General features: G+C 68.2%; 11 protein-coding genes and 1 pseudogene. All 12 read left to right on the top strand.

What is annotated here, in order from left to right; genetic code table 11:
* The first annotated feature begins 2 nt into the window (after positions 1-2).
* The 12 genes and pseudogenes from tssK to tssG all read left to right on the top strand — a co-directional run bounded on the left by tssK (position 3) and on the right by tssG (position 16,551).
* Positions 3-1,406 (top strand): type VI secretion system baseplate subunit TssK, encoded by a 1,404-nt coding sequence (gene tssK / locus HV773_RS12220; protein ID WP_129564493.1) that lies wholly within the window; start codon positions 3-5, stop codon positions 1,404-1,406.
* A complete protein-coding gene (locus HV773_RS12215) occupies positions 1,403-2,791 on the top strand; it encodes a DotU family type VI secretion system protein (RefSeq protein ID WP_129564187.1) in 1,389 nt (462 codons plus the stop codon). Before tssK ends, HV773_RS12215 begins: the two co-directional genes overlap by 4 nt.
* Positions 2,788-6,513, top strand: a complete 3,726-nt coding sequence (gene tssM / locus HV773_RS12210) for a type VI secretion system membrane subunit TssM (protein ID WP_129564188.1) — start codon at positions 2,788-2,790, stop codon at positions 6,511-6,513. Before HV773_RS12215 ends, tssM begins: the two co-directional genes overlap by 4 nt.
* Positions 6,495-7,163, top strand: a complete 669-nt coding sequence (tagF, locus tag HV773_RS12205; RefSeq protein ID WP_343052341.1) for a type VI secretion system-associated protein TagF — start codon at positions 6,495-6,497, stop codon at positions 7,161-7,163. Before tssM ends, tagF begins: the two co-directional genes overlap by 19 nt.
* 83 nt (positions 7,164-7,246) lie before the next feature.
* A pseudogene (locus HV773_RS37505) lies at positions 7,247-8,326 on the top strand (serine/threonine-protein kinase); the annotation flags it as partial.
* An 812-nt stretch (positions 8,327-9,138) separates the two neighbouring features.
* A complete protein-coding gene (tssA, locus tag HV773_RS12195) occupies positions 9,139-10,260 on the top strand; it encodes a type VI secretion system protein TssA (RefSeq protein ID WP_129564190.1) in 1,122 nt (373 codons plus the stop codon).
* Between the two features lie 67 nt (positions 10,261-10,327).
* Complete coding sequence (gene tssB, locus HV773_RS12190; RefSeq protein ID WP_129564191.1) at positions 10,328-10,885, top strand: type VI secretion system contractile sheath small subunit; 558 nt, start codon at positions 10,328-10,330, stop codon at positions 10,883-10,885.
* A complete protein-coding gene (tssC, locus tag HV773_RS12185; protein WP_129564192.1) occupies positions 10,872-12,395 on the top strand; it encodes a type VI secretion system contractile sheath large subunit in 1,524 nt (507 codons plus the stop codon). The genes tssB and tssC overlap by 14 nt, the downstream gene beginning before the upstream one ends.
* Positions 12,396-12,439: 44 nt before the next feature.
* Positions 12,440-12,931, top strand: coding sequence for an Hcp family type VI secretion system effector (locus HV773_RS12180; RefSeq protein WP_129564193.1), 492 nt, complete (start codon positions 12,440-12,442; stop codon positions 12,929-12,931).
* 64 nt (positions 12,932-12,995) lie between these two features.
* Entirely contained in the window at positions 12,996-13,469 is a 474-nt protein-coding gene (gene tssE / locus HV773_RS12175; RefSeq protein ID WP_160113500.1) for a type VI secretion system baseplate subunit TssE, read from the top strand.
* 14 nt (positions 13,470-13,483) lie between these two features.
* Positions 13,484-15,400 carry a type VI secretion system baseplate subunit TssF gene (gene tssF, locus HV773_RS12170; RefSeq protein WP_129564195.1) on the top strand — a complete coding sequence of 639 codons (1,917 nt, stop codon included), beginning with the start codon at positions 13,484-13,486 and terminating at the stop codon, positions 15,398-15,400.
* The gene (gene tssG, locus HV773_RS12165; RefSeq protein WP_129564196.1) at positions 15,397-16,551 is read left to right on the top strand and encodes a type VI secretion system baseplate subunit TssG; all 1,155 of its coding nucleotides are present in this window, start codon (positions 15,397-15,399) and stop codon (positions 16,549-16,551) included. The genes tssF and tssG overlap by 4 nt, the downstream gene beginning before the upstream one ends.

The raw sequence follows: 16,551 nt of genomic DNA, 5'->3' as shown, positions 1-16,551 counted from the left end.
GCATGAATGCTCCTGTTGCGCCTGTCACGGGCGGCGCCGGCCAGCGCGATCGCGTGGTGTGGTCCGAAGGCATGTTCTTGCGGCCGCAACATTTCCAGCAGCTCGAGCGCTACTTCGAGCGCTACGTGCACCTGCGCTGCGCGCCGCTGCAATGCTATTCATGGGGCTTCGCGTCGCTGCGGATCGACGAGGAGGCGCTCGCGCACGGCAAGGTGATGTTGCGTGCCGCGAGCGGCATGCTGCCCGATGGCACGCCGTTCGACTTCTCGCATCTGGACGAGGCGCCCGAGGCGCTGGAAGTGGGCGCCGACGTGCGCGACACCACGGTCGTGCTGGCGCTGCCGGCCCCGCGCAGCAGCAGCGCGCAGGTGACGTTCGGCGGCGGGGCGGCGGCGCTCGCGCGCTACGTGGCCCATGAAGCCGAAATCGCCGACGTCAACGAGGTGCGCCTCGAACCCGCGCTCGTGCAGTTAGGACGCCTGAAGCTCAGGCTCGCGCTCGCGACCAGCGTGGACGACGACTGGCACGCGATGGGCGTGCTGCGCGTGATCGAGCGGCGCACCGACCGCCAACTGGTGATCGACGAGACGTATATTCCGCCGCTGCTCGACGCGCACGCGCATCCGCGGCTAGAGGGCTATATGCAGGAACTCGACCGGCTGCTCGCGCAGCGCAGCGAGCTGCTTGCCGGGCGGCTTGCGCAGGCGGGGCGCGGTGGCGTTTCCGAGGTCGCCGACTTCCTGCTGCTGCAACTCGTGAATCGCTATCTGGCGGTGACTTCACACACCGCGCAAACACCAGGCGTTCACCCGGAGCAACTGTTTCGCGACTGGCTCAAGCTCGCCTGCGACTTCGCGACGTTTACGGCGGCCTCGCGCCGGCCCGAGGTGCTGCCCGCGTATCGGCACGACGACTTGCGCGCGACGTTCGGCGAGTTGTTCGCCGAACTGCGGCGCTCGCTTGCCACCGTGCTTGACCAGAGCGCCGTGCAGATCGCGCTCACCGACGCCGGCAACGGCGTACAGGTGGCCGTGATCGCCGATACCTCGCTGCTGCGCGACGCGGGTTTCGTGCTGGCGGTGCGCGCCGACGTGCCCGCCGAAAGCGTGCGCACGCGCTTTCCCGCCCAGGTCAAGCTCGGGCCGGTCGAGCGCATCCGCGACCTGGTGCAGTTGCAACTGCCAGGCATTCCTGTGCGCGCGCTGCCGGTCGCGCCGCATCAGATTCCGTATCACGCCGGCCATAGCTACTTCGAGATCGACAAGGGCGGCGACTTGTGGCGGCAACTCGAACGCTCGGGCGGGCTCGCGCTGCATCTGGCCGGCGAGTTTCCAGGCCTCGCGATGGAGTTCTGGGCGATTCGTGACATGCGCGCAGGCGACATGCGCGCAGGTGACACGCGATGAATCCGCTCAACGATCCTTTCGCCGCGCAACGCGAGGCCAGCCATGGAGCCTTCACGGCCGCGCCGCCGGATCTCGCCCAGGCAACGGGCGAGGAGCCATGGCGCACCGATGCGCCGCCCGGCGAGACGCGCGGCTTCACGGGCGCTGCATTGGCTGCCTCCGCTGCATCGGCGGTCGCTGCTGAGGGCGGCAATCCGCTCGTGGCCGCCGCCAACGCATTGTTGAACCTGATTCCGCAGATCCGCTACACCGTGCACCATCCGAACCCGGTCTGGCTGCGCGAGCATCTCGCCAACGAGATCCGCCAGTTCGAAGCGCGCGCGCGCGGCGCGGGGGCGTCGCCGGAGCAGATCGGCGCGGCGCGCTATTGTCTGTGCACGGCGCTCGACGAGGCGGCGGCGCTCACGCCGTGGGGCGGCGCGGGCGACTGGTCGGCGAACAGCCTGCTCGTGGCGTTTCACAACGAGACGTGGGGCGGGGAAAAATTCTTCGAACTCCTGAATCGTTTGATGCAGCAGCCGCGCGAGCAGCTGAATCTGCTCGAACTGCTCTATTACTGCCTCGTGCTCGGCTTCGAAGGGCGCTACCGAGTGCTCGACAATGGCCGCGCCCAGCTCGACGACCTGCGCCACTCGCTCGCGCGCACCATCCGCAGCGTGCGCGGAGACTACGACGCCGCGCTTTCGGCGCACTGGCGCGACGAGATCGCGCGCGAGGACCCGCATCGCTTTGCCGTGCCGCTCTGGGCCTGCGCCGCGCTCGCCTTGCTGGTGGGCTTCGGCGTCTATCTTGGGTTCGATCTCGCACTGGCGGGGCGCTCGGACAAAGCGTTTGCGATGATCGGCCGGCTGCAGATTCCGAGCGTGCGTTTGCAGGCCGCCGAGCCTCGCGCGGTCCACCCGACGCCGCCGCCGCGCCTCGCGGGCTTCCTCGCGCCGGAGATTGCCGAGGGGCTGGTGGAAGTGCGCGATGCCGCCGACCGCAGCGTGATCGTGCTGCGCGGCGATGGGTTGTTCGAATCGGGCTCCGCCACGGTGATCGACCGCTACCAGCCGACGCTCGCGCGCGTGGCGGCCGCGCTTGCGCAAGTGCCGGGCGCAATCGTGGTGGCCGGCTACACCGACAACGTGCCGGTGCACAGCGCGCGTTTCCCGTCGAACTGGAACCTCTCGGTCGAGCGCGCCCAGGCCGTAGCGGCCATTCTGGCCGCGCGCCTGGGCGATGCCGGGCGGGTGCGCGCCGAAGGACGCGGCGCCGCCGATCCCGTCGCGCCGAACGATAGCGCCGCCAACCGCGCCCGCAACCGGCGCGTGGAAATCACCTTGCTCACCGCGCCGCCGAAGCTCGCGACGCCGGACACGGGCGTTGCGGGAGATGCGCCATGAGCGGCTTCGGGCGTTCGGCATGGCATGCGCTGCGCGCGCTCTTGAGTGTGCGCGTGTGGGCCGTCATCGGTCTGGTTGCGCTCGCGGCGTTGATCTGGCTCGTGGGGCCGCTGATCGCGGTGGGCGCGTATCGCCCGCTCGACAGCGTGCTCGCGCGCGCGCTGCTCATCGCGCTGATCTTCGCGGTGTGGGCGGCGCGCGTGGGTTATCGGCACTGGCGCGCCGCGCAGTTGAACGCGCAATTGCTGAGCCAGTTGCGCGAGCCCGTCGAAAACCGCAACACGCGCGAAGAGGAAGCGCCACATGCGCAAGAACTACGCAGCCGCTTTGACGAAGCCGCGAAGCTCTTGCGCAGCGCGCGCCTCGGGAGTGCGCGGACGGGTGCACAGCAGGGCGCGCAGAACGTTCAGGGCTCGCGCGGCCGCATCGGCCGCTGGTTCGAGGGCCTCACGCGCCAGTATCTCTATCAATTGCCGTGGTACGTCTTCATCGGCGCGCCGGGCTCGGGCAAGACCACGGCGCTGGTGAACTCGGGTCTCACGTTTCCGCTCGCGGAGCAGTTCGGCAAGGCCGCAATCCGCGGCGTGGGCGGCACGCGCCATTGCGACTGGTGGTTCACCAACGAAGCCGTGCTGATCGATACGGCGGGCCGCTACGCCACGCACGAGAGCAATCGCGCGCTCGATCAGGACGAATGGTCGGGCTTTCTCGCGCTGCTCAAGAAGTACCGCGTGCGCCAGCCGCTGAACGGCGCGCTTTTGACGATCAGCGTGTCCGATTTGCTGGGCGCCTCCGAGGTCGAACGCACCGGGCATGCGATGGCGCTGCGCAAGCGCCTGCAGGAGCTGCGCACCGAATTGGGCATTCAGTTTCCTGTCTACGTACTCGTGACCAAGGCGGACCTGCTGTCCGGTTTCACCGACTACTTCGCGCGCCTGAACCGCACCGAGCGCGCGCAGGTGTGGGGCTTCACGATCCCGCTGGCAGAGACCGAGGCGCGCGACTTCAGTCTGCGCCCCGTGTTCGACCGCGAATACCGGCTGCTGCACCGCCGCCTCAACGACGCGCTGCCCGAACTCTTCACCGCCGAGCCCGATGCGCGCCGGCGCGAACTCATCTATTCGCTGCCGCAGCAATTCATCGGCTTGCACGAGGTGCTCGGGCAATTCATCGAACAGGTGTTCTCGACCTCGCGCTTCGACGCCATGCCGCTGCTGCGCGGCGTCTATTTCACGAGCGGCACGCAAGAGGGCACAGTGTTCGACCGCGTGATGGGCGGCATCAAGCGCTTTCTCAAGATCGACGGCGCGCCGCCCGCGCCGCATGTGGCCGCGTCGGCGGCGAGCGGGCGCAGCTTCTTCCTCAAGGACCTGCTTCAGGAATTGATCTTCAAGGAGGCGCGTCTCGCCGGCACCGATATGCGCTGGTATCAGCGCCAGCGCATGCTCGCGCTCGCCGGCTACGCGGCGCTCGCACTGCTGCTGGCCGGCGCGCTGGCGGCGTGGGTGGGCAGCTACGCGCGCAATCGCGCGTATCTGGCTTCGGTCGAGACACGCGTGCCGCAAATCGACCGCGCGCTGCAAGGCGTGACGATCACCGACGCCGACAACATCGCGCGCGTGCTGCCGATGCTCGACGCGATGCGCAACATCGCGCACGTGGAGGGCGTCGATCCGGCCAACGCGCCGCTCGCGTACCGCTGGGGGCTGTTCCAGGGCGACAAGGTGCAGTCGGCCGCCGAGAACGTCTATCACCGCGCCCTCGACGAGTTGCTGTTGCCGCTCGCCGCGCGGCGGCTCGAAACGGCGGTGCGCGACGCGCCGCCCGACGACCCCGCCTATGTGTACGCGGCGCTCAAGGCGTATCTGATGCTTTACGACAGCGCCCATTACGATCCCGACTTCGTGCAGGCGGTGCTGGACCTGGAGATTGCTTCCGCGCCCGGCGCGCAACTGACGCCCGCGCAGCGCAACGACCTGCGAGCGCACATGGCGGCGCTTTTTTCCGGCCGCGTGGTGGTGTCGCCGTTCGCGCAGAACGAGCAGATGGTGGCCGCCGCGCGCGACAAGCTCTTGCGGCTCACCTTCGCGCAGCGTCTTTACGCACAGCTTGCGCGCACGCTGCGCCCGGGGGCTGCTGCTTACGACGTGAACGTGACGCAGATGGCGGGCCCCTCGGGCGCGCTGGTGTTCCGGCGCGCAAGCGGCGCGAGCCTGAACGAGGGCGTGCCGGGGCTCTATACCTGGGACGGCTACTGGAAGGTGTTCGACAAGCGGCTCGCCGCAGCGGTGGAAGCGTTTGGCCGCGACGAAGTCTGGGTGCTCGGGCTGCGCGCGCAGGAGGCCGCGACGCCCGCCGCCGCGAGCGCGCAGGCGAAGGACGTGCGTGCGCTCTATCTCGACGACTACATGCGCCGCTGGGACGCCTTGCTCGGCGATCTGCGTTTGCAGAGCACGGCTTCGATCGCGCAGGTCACGCAGATTGCGCGCGTGCTGTCCGCGCCGGACTCGCCGCTCACGCGTCTCGCCAACGCGGCCGCGCGGCAGACCACGCTCACGCAGAGCGCCGGTGGCGCGGGCGGGCTTGCGGCGGGCGCGCAGGACAAGGTGAATCAGGCGCGCGAATCGCTCGCGCAGATCTTCGGCCAGCCGCAGAACAGCGGTGATGCAGCGGGCGCGGATGCGCGACCCGAAGCGGCGGTGGACGCGCACTTCGCGGGCTTGCGCGAGTTCGGCGGCCCGCAGGCCGGCGGAGCGGGTGGCGACAGTGGTGGCAACGACAGCAGCGGTGGCGCGAATGCCGCGATGGCCGCGGTCCTCAAGTCGGTCGACAATCTCTACACATGGCTCACCGCCGCCGACGCCTCGCTGCGCGGCGGCGGGACGCCGCCGCAGTCGGACAGCGCCGACCAGATCCGCGCCGAGGCCGGCCGCATGCCCGCGCCGTTCCGCCAGATGCTGGGCGACCTCGCGAACGCCGCGCAGGGCACCGTCACGCATAACGTCGACCAGAACCTCGCGCAGAGCGCGTCCGTCAACATCGGCGATTTTTGCCGGCAGGCCATCGCGGGGCGCTATCCGTTTGCGCGGGGTTCGTCGCGCGACGTCGCGCCCGGCGACTTCGCACGCCTGTTCGCGCAGGGCGGCCTGATGGACGACTTCTTCCAGAAGAACCTGCAAAACCGCGTGGATACGAGCGTGCAGCCGTGGCGCTTCATTGGCGGCGCGGGGGCGTCGGGTGCGTCGGGCGTTGCTGGAGATAGCGCGCTGCTTGCCTCGTTCGAAAAAGCCGCCGTGATACGCGATGCATTTTTCGCGGGCGGCGCACGCACGCCCACCATCAAGCTCGAAATCAAGCCGCTGGACATGGACCCGGAAATCTCCGAATGGACACTCGACGTGGACGGCCAGCAAGTGCGCTACGCACACGGCCCGCAAGCGCCCGTGACGGTGCAGTGGCCGGGGCCGCGCGGCATGAACCAGGTGCGGCTGCAGGTCGTCGATCAGTCGGGCGCGACCGACGGCATCGTGACCGAGGGGCCGTGGGCGCTCATGCGGCTTTTCGATCGTGCCGCGCCGGGACGCGGCCAGGGCCCGGAGCAGATGGTGGCCGGTTTCAACGTCGATCACCACGCGCTCGCCATGCAGGTGAGCGCGGACAGCGTGCGCAATCCCTTGCGTCTCGCGCAACTGGAGTCGTTTTCGTGTCCGGGGAAATCATGAACGGCGCGCTGCTTGGCGCCGAGCTCGCGTTGCCCGCCTGGTACGGCAAGTTGCCGGGCGCGGGCGACTTCGTGGGCCGCCGCATGCAGGGCGCGCTCGCACGTACGTGGGAGGAGTGGCTTTCGCACGGCATGGCGGCGGGCCGCGCCACGCTCGACGCGCACGCGCCGCTCTGGAGCTTCGCCATTCCCGCCGGCAGCGGCGAGGGCTGGGTGCAGCTCGGCTGCGTCGCGCCGAGCCGCGACCGGGTCGGGCGGCGCTATCCGCTCGTGGTTGCGCAGCCGTTCGCGCCGCAGCGGTATGTGCGCGAGAACGGCCAGGGCGCGCGCGCCGATCGGTGCATCCGCTTGATGGGCGCGATCGCGCGCGACGCTATACGCGGCGCGCTGGGGCCGGAGGACTTCGACCTGGCGCTGGCGCAGGGTCTGCGCGACGACGCGGCGCCCGCAGGTAGCGATGCACGCAGCGATGCACTCCGCGCCGAGGGCGGCTGGCCGAACCTGTGGGAGTACTTCGACCCGCACGGCATGACAAGCTTCTGGTGGACCGATGCCGGCGACGGCGCGCCGCGCACCGACGTCCACACGGGCGGGCTCGATGCCGCGCTGTTTCAGCGGCTCTTCGGCGAGCCACAGGGAGGACTGGCATGACCGACCCGCACTACGCCGAAGCCGCGCCGAACGCCGCGCGCGCGGGCTCGCAAGGCGGCTCGAAAAGCGGCTCACAGGCGGGCGTGCAAACCGGTGGCGATGGCGTGCGGCCGTTGCCGAACGGGCACCGGCTGGCCGGCTTCGAGCTCGACTCGGTGTTGGGCACGGGAGGCTTCGGCATCGTCTATCGCGCGTTCGATCGTACCTTGCAGCGCGCGGTCGCGGTCAAGGAGTACATGCCCGCGATGCTCGCGTCGCGCGCGGGCGACTTCACGGTTGCGCTGCGCGCCGCGCGCTTCTCGCAGGCCTTCGATGCGGGGCGCGCCGCATTCCTGAACGAAGCGCGCCTGCTCGCGCAGTTCGATCACCCGGGCCTCGTGAAGGTGCTGCACTTCTGGGAGAGCCACGGCACCGCTTACATGGTGATGCCGTATTACGAAGGGCAGACGCTCGAACAACTGCATCAGCGCGGCCAGCGCATGAGCGAGCCCGCGCTGCTGCGCATGCTGGCGGCGGTGCTGGGCGCGCTCGACGTGCTGCATCGCGCGCAGTGCTTTCATCGCGACATCTCGCTCGACAACATTCTCATCCTGCCCAACGGCAACCCGGTGCTGCTCGACTTCGGCGCGGCGCGCAAGCTGATCGGCGACATGGTCGACGAGACCGCGATGATGCTCAAGCCCGGCTACGCGCCGATCGAGCAATACACCGACGATCCCGCGTTCAGGCAGGGGCCGTGGACCGATATCTATGCGCTGGGCGCGCTCGCGCATAAGCTGATGACGGGGGAACTGCCGCCGGCTGCGGTGGTGCGCAGCATTCAGGATCAGTACCGGCCGCTGGCGGGGCGCGAGACTGGCAATGAAGGCGCACCGGAACAGGAGCACTACAGCGAACGCGTGCGGGCCGCCATCGACCATGCGCTTGCGCTGCGGATAGAGGACAGGCCCGAATCGGTGGCGGCGTTTGCCCTGGCGCTCGGCCTGCACGAGCCCACGCCGGGCGTGTTCGTGCCTGCCGGGTATGAAGCGGCTCCGCGCGCGGCGACGCCCGATCGGCCCGCGCCCGCTGCTGAAAAGCCGCCGGAAGCCGTGGCGAATGCACCGGCGGACGCGAAGCCGAAGGCGGTGGAGCAAGCCGATAGCGTGCAAGTACCGGCACCGGAAGCCAGCCCACGCGAGAGCGAACCAGAAAAGCTACAGCCGCAATCGGCTGATAACGTGGCTGCCTCGGTTGCGACGCAACCGGATGATTCGGCATCCGAATCGTTAGCGCCGCGCTTTGCATGGCGATCGATGCGCATCCCGGCGTTCGTCTTGCTGCTCGTTTTGGCGGTGGGTGTTCTGGCGCTGCGCTACGCGATCCACGCGCCGGAAGACACCACGCAGACGGCAGCGAACCCCAGCGCGTCCGCTGTTCCAGCCGCGCCGGCCAGCCACCCAACAACCCTCGCGCTTGCGGCTCCCGCTGCCAACCCGACCGCGCAAGCGCAACCCGGCGCGGTAGCCTCCGCAGCGGCCACCCCCGGTTCCAGCACGCCGACCGCCACGCCGGCCCTGACCACGGACACCACGGTGGTGGAGGTGCAAGCCGGCAAGGACAAGCCCGTCAACGCCACCGATAACGCCACCGATCAATCCGCCGCGTCTTCGCAAACCGCCCAAGCCGCAGACTCTGCGCAGACCGCGCCTTCCGAGCCGCAAATCGCCCAGGCGCCGTCACGCACAGCCATCCCGCCCAACGTGCGCACACCCGCGCCGATGCGGCCCGTGCGCGTGCACTTCCAGGTCCTCCCATGGGGCGAGGTCTATGTCGATGGCGTGAGGCGCGGCGTGAGCCCGCCATTCCATACGGCGAGCCTTTCGCCGGGCACGCACCGCATCGAAATCCGCAACGGCTCGCTCCAACCCTACGTGCGGACCGTGACGCTCGACGCGGGCGGCCCGCCGCTCGAAATCAGCTACAAGTTCGAGTAATGCGCCAAGGAGACCGAACGATGATCGACACCCTGCTCGCACCGATCAGCGCAGACGCGCCGTGCGGACCGGATCTCGAATACGACGCGGACTTTCTGGAGTTGCAGCGCTGCGCCACGGCGAGGCCCGAAGAGCAGTACGGCGACGTGGTCATCGCCGCGCAGTCGCCCGCGTGGCGCGAGGTGGAGCGCCTCGCGCTCGCGCTGCTCGCGCGCACGAAGGACTTGCGCATTGTCGTGCCGCTCACCTGGGCGTGGATCGACAGCCGTGGCCTGCAAGGCTATGCGGACGGTTTGCGGCTTGCATCGGCGCTGCTCGACGCGTACTGGGAGCCGCTGCATCCGGCGCTGATCTTCGACGACGAGGCCGATCCGCTGCCGCGCTTCAATGCGCTGGCGGAGTTGGCCGGCCCGCAAGGGTGCGTGCGAGCGGCGCGCGAGCAGGCGCTCATCGGCACGCTGAGCGTGAGCGCGGCGGCGGAACTGTTGCAGCAAGGCGATGGCGCGATGTCGAGCGAAAGCGGAAACGATGCTGGCAACAGTGGCTACGCCGGTGGACGAACGCGCCTCCTGCGTGAGCTGCACGAGGCGCACGCGGCGGGTAACCCCGCGCTGCTGGCGGCGCTCGCGGTGCGCGAGCAACTGGAGGGTTTGCGGCGCAGGACGAGCGAGCGGCTTGGCGAGGCGTGGACGATCGACAAGAGTGCATTCGAACGGCAGCTGGCGGCGTTGGTCTCCGAGTTGCCGCAAGACGTGACGCAACGGTCGCAAGCCATGCCGGAAGCCCTGGAGCAAAGCATGCCGCTAAACGCAGAGCAAGACGCACTACCGCAGCAGCGCGCAGCAGGTCCGCCCGCAGTGAACGGCACGAACGGCACGAACGGCTCAAACGGCACGGCATGGCGCGACGCCGAAATCTCGAGCCGAGCGGACATCGATTTCGGCCTCGAAAAAATGTGCCGCTACCTCGAATTGCACGAGCCGAGCCACCCGGCGCCCATTTTTCTGCGCCGGGCGCAGCGTCTGCTCTCGCTGAACTTCTACGAGATCTTTCGCGACATCGCGCCGGAGAGCGTGCGGGAGCTCGATCACTTGAGCGGAAACCGCAATGAATCGCCGTAGTGAATTGCGAGTATCGATCGCAGTACAGAATGATTAAAGCGCACGGATTGCGCGGGAGTTGACTCACATGTCTCGTAACAAGTCATCGGACGGCGGCCAGAAGTTCATCGCGCGCAATCGCGCGCCGCGCGTGCAGATCGAATACGACGTCGAACTATACGGCGCTGAGCAGAAGGTGCAATTGCCCTTCGTGATGGGCGTGCTGGCCGATCTCGCGGGCAACCGCGGCGAGGCGCTGCCCGATCTGGCCGAGCGCCGCTTCATGGAAATCGACGTCGACAACTTCGACGACCGCATGAAGTCGATCGCTCCGGCGCTTGCGTTTCAGGTGCCCAACACGCTCACGGGCGACGGCACGATGAGCGTAGAGCTGGCGTTTCGCAGCATCGACGATTTCGCGCCTGCCGCGCTCGCGCGCAATGTCGAGCCGCTGCGGCGCTTGCTGGAGGCGCGCACCCAGCTTGCGAACCTGCTTTCGTACATGGACGGCAAGCGCGGCGCGGAGGAACTGATCGCGCGGGCGCTGGGCGACCCGGCGTTGCTTGCCGAACTATCGGAGCCCAAGGCGCTCGCCGCGCCGCCAGCGCGCAACCCCAGCGAGGAGGACGACCATGAGCCGAAGTGAGACGCAAGGCGCGCTGCACAGCGCCACTGCCACGCTGCCCGCGACCACGCTGAGCGGCGGCGAATTCTCGGTGCTGCTGGAACGAGAGATCAGCCCCAAGACCGAACTCGCGCGCGTGGCCGTGCAAACCGCGGTGCAGACGCTCGCGCGCGAGGCGCTCGAGCAGAGCCGCACTGCAACGTTGTCCTCGGACGCCTATGAGGGCGTGCGGCAGATGATTGCCGCGATCGACGAGAAGCTGTCCACGCAGATCAACGCAATGCTGCATCACCCCGATTTCCAGCGCCTGGAGTCGGCGTGGCGCGGGCTGCACTACCTCGTCAACAACACCGAAACCGACGAGATGCTCAAGATTCGCGTGCTGCCGGCAAGCAAGCAGGAAGTCGCACGCATGCTCAAGCGTCACAAGGGTATTGCCTGGGACCAGAGTCCGCTCTTCAAGAAGGTCTACGAAGAGGAGTACGGACAATTGGGCGGCGAGCCGTTCGGCTGCCTCGTGGGCGATTATTACTTCGACCATAGCCCGCCCGATGTCGAGATGCTGCAATCGATCTCGAAGATTGCGGCCGCGGCGCATGCGCCGTTCATTGGCGGGGTGTCGTCGTCGCTGATGCAGATGGACTCGTGGCAGGAGCTGTCGAACCCGCGCGACCTCACGAAGATCTTCCAGAACACCGAGTACGCCGCGTGGCGCAGCCTGCGCGAATCGGACGACTCGCGCTATGTCGGGCTGGCGATGCCGCGCTTTCTCGCGCGCCTGCCCTATGGCGCGCGCACCGATCCCGTCGACGAATTCGAGTTCGAAGAGGAAACCGATGGCGCGCGCCACGACCGCTACACGTGGGCCAACGCGGCCTATGCGATGGCGGCCAACATCAACCGCTCGTTCAAGCTCTATGGCTGGTGCTCGGCGATACGCGGCGTGGAGTCGGGCGGGGCGGTGGAGAACCTGCCGTGCCACACGTTCCCCACCGACGATGGCGGCGTCGACCTCAAATGCCCGACCGAGATCGCGATCAGCGACCGCCGCGAGGCGGAACTCGCCAAGAACGGCCTGATTCCGCTGATTCACCGCAAGAACTCGGACGTGGCCGCCTTCATCGGCGTGCAGTCGCTTTACCAGAGCGCCGAGTACCACGACCCGGACGCCACCGCGAACGCGCGGCTTTCGGGCCGGCTGCCGTATCTGTTCGCATGCAGCCGCTTCGCGCACTACCTCAAGTGCATCGTGCGCGACAAGGTGGGCTCGTTCCGCGAGCGCCCGGACATGGAGCGCTGGCTCAACGACTGGATCATGAACTACGTGGATGGCGACCCCGCGAACTCGTCGCAGGATACCAAGGCGCGCAAGCCGCTGGCCGAGGCGCGCGTGGTGGTGGACGCCGTGGCTGACAACCCCGGCTATTACTCGGCGCGGTTTTTCCTGCGGCCGCACTACCAGTTGGAGGGCTTGACGGTGTCGCTGCGGCTGGTGTCCCGATTGCCGGCTTTGCAGGCATCGGGCAGTTGATGAGGGTGGTTGGTCAATCCGGTTGAGCAAACAGGAGAAACACAATGGGCGTGGCGATGTTCATGAAGGTGGATGGCGCAACGGGCGAATCCGCCGACAAGCAGCATGGCGGCTGGAGTGACATCCAGTCGTTTTCCTGGGGCGCGACGCAACCGGCGGCCATGGCCACGGGCGGGGGCGGCAACGCGGGCAAGGCGAACTTCGACGACCTCGTGGTGATGGCCTTCATGGACAAGGCCACTCCCGCGATCATCAAGCATTGCGCGAGCGGCAAGCACTTATCGAAAGTGGAGATATCGTCGTGCAAGACCGGCGGCGACCAGATCGAATTTTCGCGCGTGACGCTCGAAGAAGTGATCGTGACCACGGCGCGCGTGGTGGGCGCGGAAACCAGCGACGCCACCGACCGGCTGATGATGCAGTACGGCTTTCAGGCCGCGCGCGTGAAGAAGCAGTACTGGGAGCAGAACGCGAACGGCGGCAAGGGGCCCGAGGTCACGATGGGCTGGGACATCAAGAAGAACACGGAAATGTGAGGCCTGCATGGCGAGTGATTCGGCTCAGCGGGATGGCGCCCAACCCCGGCGCACGGCGCGCCCGATGCTGTTCGACCGTTTGCGCGACGATGGCCATGGCGCGGGCGCGCTGCTCGAAGCGGTGCTGCGTGACCTTTCGTGGCTCTTGAACACGGCCTGCGCGCTCGATGAGCACGATGCGCGCCGTTATGCCGAAGCAGGCCGCTCGGTGCTCAACTTCGGCGTGCCGGCATTCGCGGGCACGCCGCTATCGGGCATCGATACGCAGTACCTGGAGAACGCGCTGCGCGAGGCCATCGTGTGCTTCGAGCCGCGCCTGCAAAGCGAGAGCGTCGAGGTGCGGTGTGTGAGCGACCCACGGCGCGCGAGCCGGCACAACGTGCTGACCTTCGAGATTGCGGGGCGGCTCGCGTGCGTGGAGCCGCCGATATCGATGCTGCTGCAAACCGATCTGGATCTGGACTCGGGCTTCGCGCTGCTGCGCCCGCTGAGCCGGTCCGGCGACGCGGACTCCACCAGTGGCAGCGCACGGCGCTGAACCAACGTCACGCTATGGACGCACGCTTTCTCGACTACTACAACCGCGAGCTCGCGTATATGCGCGAGCTGGGCGCGGAGTTCGCGCGCCAGTACCCGAAAGTTGCGGGCGGCCTCGGCATGCATGGCATCGACGTGGCCGATCCGTTCGTCGAGCGCCTGCTTGAGGGCTTCTGCTTTCTCACCGCGCGCGTGCAGTTGAAGATGGACGCCGAGTTTCCGCGCTTTTCCGAGCGGCTGCTCGATGTGGTGTATCCCGATCATCTCGCGCCCACGCCCGCGATGGCGATCGTCCAGTTCGAGGCCGATCCGGCCCAGGGCACGCTGGGCCAGGGCTTCACCGTGCCGGCGGGGACCAGCCTCATGGCGGCCGCGCCGCGCGGTATGGGAACGCCCTGCGAGTTTCGCACCGCGCAGCCGGTCACGCTGTGGCCGCTCGTGCTGCGCGCTGTCGATCTGGTGCCGGTGCCGGCGGGCGTCGGTGCGGGCCGGGGCGCGAGACGCGCGTTGCGCATCGTGCTGGGCGCGCGCGGCGGGGCAAATTTGAATCGCTTGCCCATCGATCAGCTTACGTTTTTCCTCAGCGGTCCCGAACGGCAGGCCATGCGGCTGCTAGAACTCGTGTGCGCGCGCACGCTCGGCGTCGTGCTGCGCGATGGCGCTGATCCCGCTGAATCCGATCAGCGTGCGGAAGGCAATCGGCTCGCGTCGCTCGGGCCGGAGGCCGTCGTTCACGAAGGTTTCGACGCGGACCAGGCGCTCTTCCCACCAGGCTCGCGCGGCTTCGAGGGTTATCGGATCCTGCGCGAGCACTTCGCGTTTGCGGCGCGAAATCTCTTCTTCAGCGTGCGCGGCCTGCGCCAGGCGTTCGAGGCGTCGCGCGGCGAGTGCATTGAGATGCTGCTGCTCATCGACGGCGATGACGCCGATCTCGAGCGCAGCATCGACGCCACCCACCTCGCGCTCGACTGCACGCCTGCAATCAACCTGTTTCCGAAGCGCACGGAACGTATTCCGGTGACGTCTGGCACGAGCGAGTACCGGCTGATGGTCGACCGCACGCGCGCGCTCGACTATGAGATTTTCTCGGTGAAGCGCGTAATCGGCCATCGCGGCCATCGCGGCCATCGCACGGGCGCGGAGAGCAACGGCAGCGCACAGGGAGAAACCGCGTTCCATCCGCTCTACATGGCGAACGCCAGCGATGCCGAGGAATCCGGCGCGTACTTTTCTGTGCGGCGCGAAACGCGGCTCGTGGGTACGCAGGCGCAGCGCGGCGGCATGCGTTCGAACTATGCGGGCACGGACGTCTACGTGTCGCTCGTCGATCGCAGGCATGCACCGTTCGATGAGCGCATCGAGTTGCTTTCCGCCGATACGCTGTGTACGAACCGGGACTTGCCGCTGCATCTCGCGGCTGCGGGCGTGACCGATCTCACACTGAAGATTTCCGCGCCGGTGGGCCGCGTGCGTATCGTGCGTGGCCCCTCGACGCCGCGCCCGCCGCTCGCGCAAGACGAAGCCAACTGGCGGCTGATCGCGCATCTGGGGCTCAACTACCAGCCGTTCGCCGATATCGACGACGAGGCCGGCGCGCAACAGTTGCGCGAGCAACTGGAGATCTACGCGGACCCAGCGGATGCGCCGCTCGCGCGCCGCATCCGGGGCATCCGGCGGCTCGCGTGCGAACCGGTGTTCAGGCGCTTGCCGGTGGCGGGGCCGCTCGTCTATGGGCGCGGCGTGCGGGTGGAGATGACCGTGGACGACCACGCCTTCGCGGGCGATAGCCCTTATGTGCTTGGCGCGGCGCTAGAGCAATTCTTCGCGCGGTATGCGTCGATCAACGCGTTTGTCGAGTTCGCGCTGTATTCGGCGCAGCGCGGGGAGATTGCGGAATGGCCCGCTCGTGTGGGACGAAGGCCTGCGATATGAACGATCGATCAGGATATCGAAGCATAAACAGTGAGCATGACCGTGCCCGCTATCTGGCGTTCTGGCAACGGCTGCGTGCCGCGCCAGCCGAACACGATCTGTTCCACTTGCTGCGCTGGATCGATGCGCTTGCGAGCGCGCCCGCACGGCTCGGCGCGGCGCAACACCCCGGCGCGGAGCCCGTGCGGCTCGGGCAGATTCCTTCGCTTTCCTTCGCATCTTCGATGGTGTCCGGCATCGCCGATGCGCCCGGTGAACATGCGCCGCCGCGCGTGCTCGTGCAGGGCTTCGGGCTGTTCGGCCCCAACGGCCCGCTGCCGCAGCACGTAACCGAGTACGCATTCGAGCGCGCGCACAGCGTGGGCGATGTATCGATGAGCGCATTCGCCGACGTCTTCCACCATCGCCTGCTCGTGCTGTTCTATCGCGCGTGGGCCGATGCGCAGCCGGTCGTCGGCCTGGACCGGCCCGGTGCATCGCGCTTCGATGGCTATGTAGCGAGTCTGATCGGCGCGCGCGCCACGGAACCCGGGTTACCTGCGCGCGAAACGCCTGGCCGTCATGCGAAGTACTTCCACGCGGGCCACTGGGTGCGCCAGACACGCAATCCCGAAGGGCTCGCACAGATGTTGCGCCATGACTTCGGCGTGCCGGTGCGGATTGTCGAGCATGTCGTGCGCTGGGTCGCGCTCGACGCACGGCAGCGCAGCGCGATCGGTGCGCGAGGCGCGCCAGGCTCAAGTGGCTCAAGTGGCTCAAGCGGCGCAACCGGCAAGCGCAGCGTGGCACAGGGTGGACGACGCGGACGCGGCACGCGCGCGGCGCTCGGCGAAGGCGCGGTGCTCGGCCGCGCGGTGCGCGACGCGCAAGGCAGCTTCCGTATCGTGCTCGGGCCGCTGCCGCTCGCGCGCTACCAGGCGTTCCTGCCCGGCGGTGCGGATGCGGCGAGACTCGTGCATTGGGTGCGCGAGTACGTGGGCGCGGAGTTCGACTGGGACTTGCAGCTCGAACTGGCCGCGCCCGAGGTGCCGCGCGCGGCGCCAGGCGGAGCGGGGCGGCTCGGCTTTTCGACCTGGCTCGGGCGGCGGTTGGACGACGAACCCGCGCGCGATCTCGTGATCGATTTCGCCGCGCGGGCGCAAGGAGGCTGA

The organism is Paraburkholderia caffeinitolerans (assembly GCF_902859945.1).
In the GTDB taxonomy this organism is placed as follows: Bacteria; Pseudomonadota; Gammaproteobacteria; order Burkholderiales; family Burkholderiaceae; genus Paraburkholderia; species Paraburkholderia caffeinitolerans.
This window is presented reverse-complemented; position numbering and strand designations above follow the sequence as displayed.

What these genes read in the sequence shown, in the direction of transcription:
- tssK (WP_129564493.1), top strand. Translation starts at nt 3, where the DNA reads ATGAATGCTCCTGTTGCGCCTGTCACGGGCGGCGCCGGCCAGCGCGAT.
- tssB (WP_129564191.1), top strand. Translation starts at nt 10,328, where the DNA reads ATGTCTCGTAACAAGTCATCGGACGGCGGCCAGAAGTTCATCGCGCGC.
- tssE (WP_160113500.1), top strand. Translation starts at nt 12,996, where the DNA reads ATGCTGTTCGACCGTTTGCGCGACGATGGCCATGGCGCGGGCGCGCTG.
- tssM (WP_129564188.1), top strand. Translation starts at nt 2,788, where the DNA reads ATGAGCGGCTTCGGGCGTTCGGCATGGCATGCGCTGCGCGCGCTCTTG.
- tssF (WP_129564195.1), top strand. Translation starts at nt 13,484, where the DNA reads ATGGACGCACGCTTTCTCGACTACTACAACCGCGAGCTCGCGTATATG.
- tssC (WP_129564192.1), top strand. Translation starts at nt 10,872, where the DNA reads ATGAGCCGAAGTGAGACGCAAGGCGCGCTGCACAGCGCCACTGCCACG.
- tssA (WP_129564190.1), top strand. Translation starts at nt 9,139, where the DNA reads ATGCGCCAAGGAGACCGAACGATGATCGACACCCTGCTCGCACCGATC.
- HV773_RS12180 (WP_129564193.1), top strand. Translation starts at nt 12,440, where the DNA reads ATGGGCGTGGCGATGTTCATGAAGGTGGATGGCGCAACGGGCGAATCC.
- HV773_RS12215 (WP_129564187.1), top strand. Translation starts at nt 1,403, where the DNA reads ATGAATCCGCTCAACGATCCTTTCGCCGCGCAACGCGAGGCCAGCCAT.
- tssG (WP_129564196.1), top strand. Translation starts at nt 15,397, where the DNA reads ATGAACGATCGATCAGGATATCGAAGCATAAACAGTGAGCATGACCGT.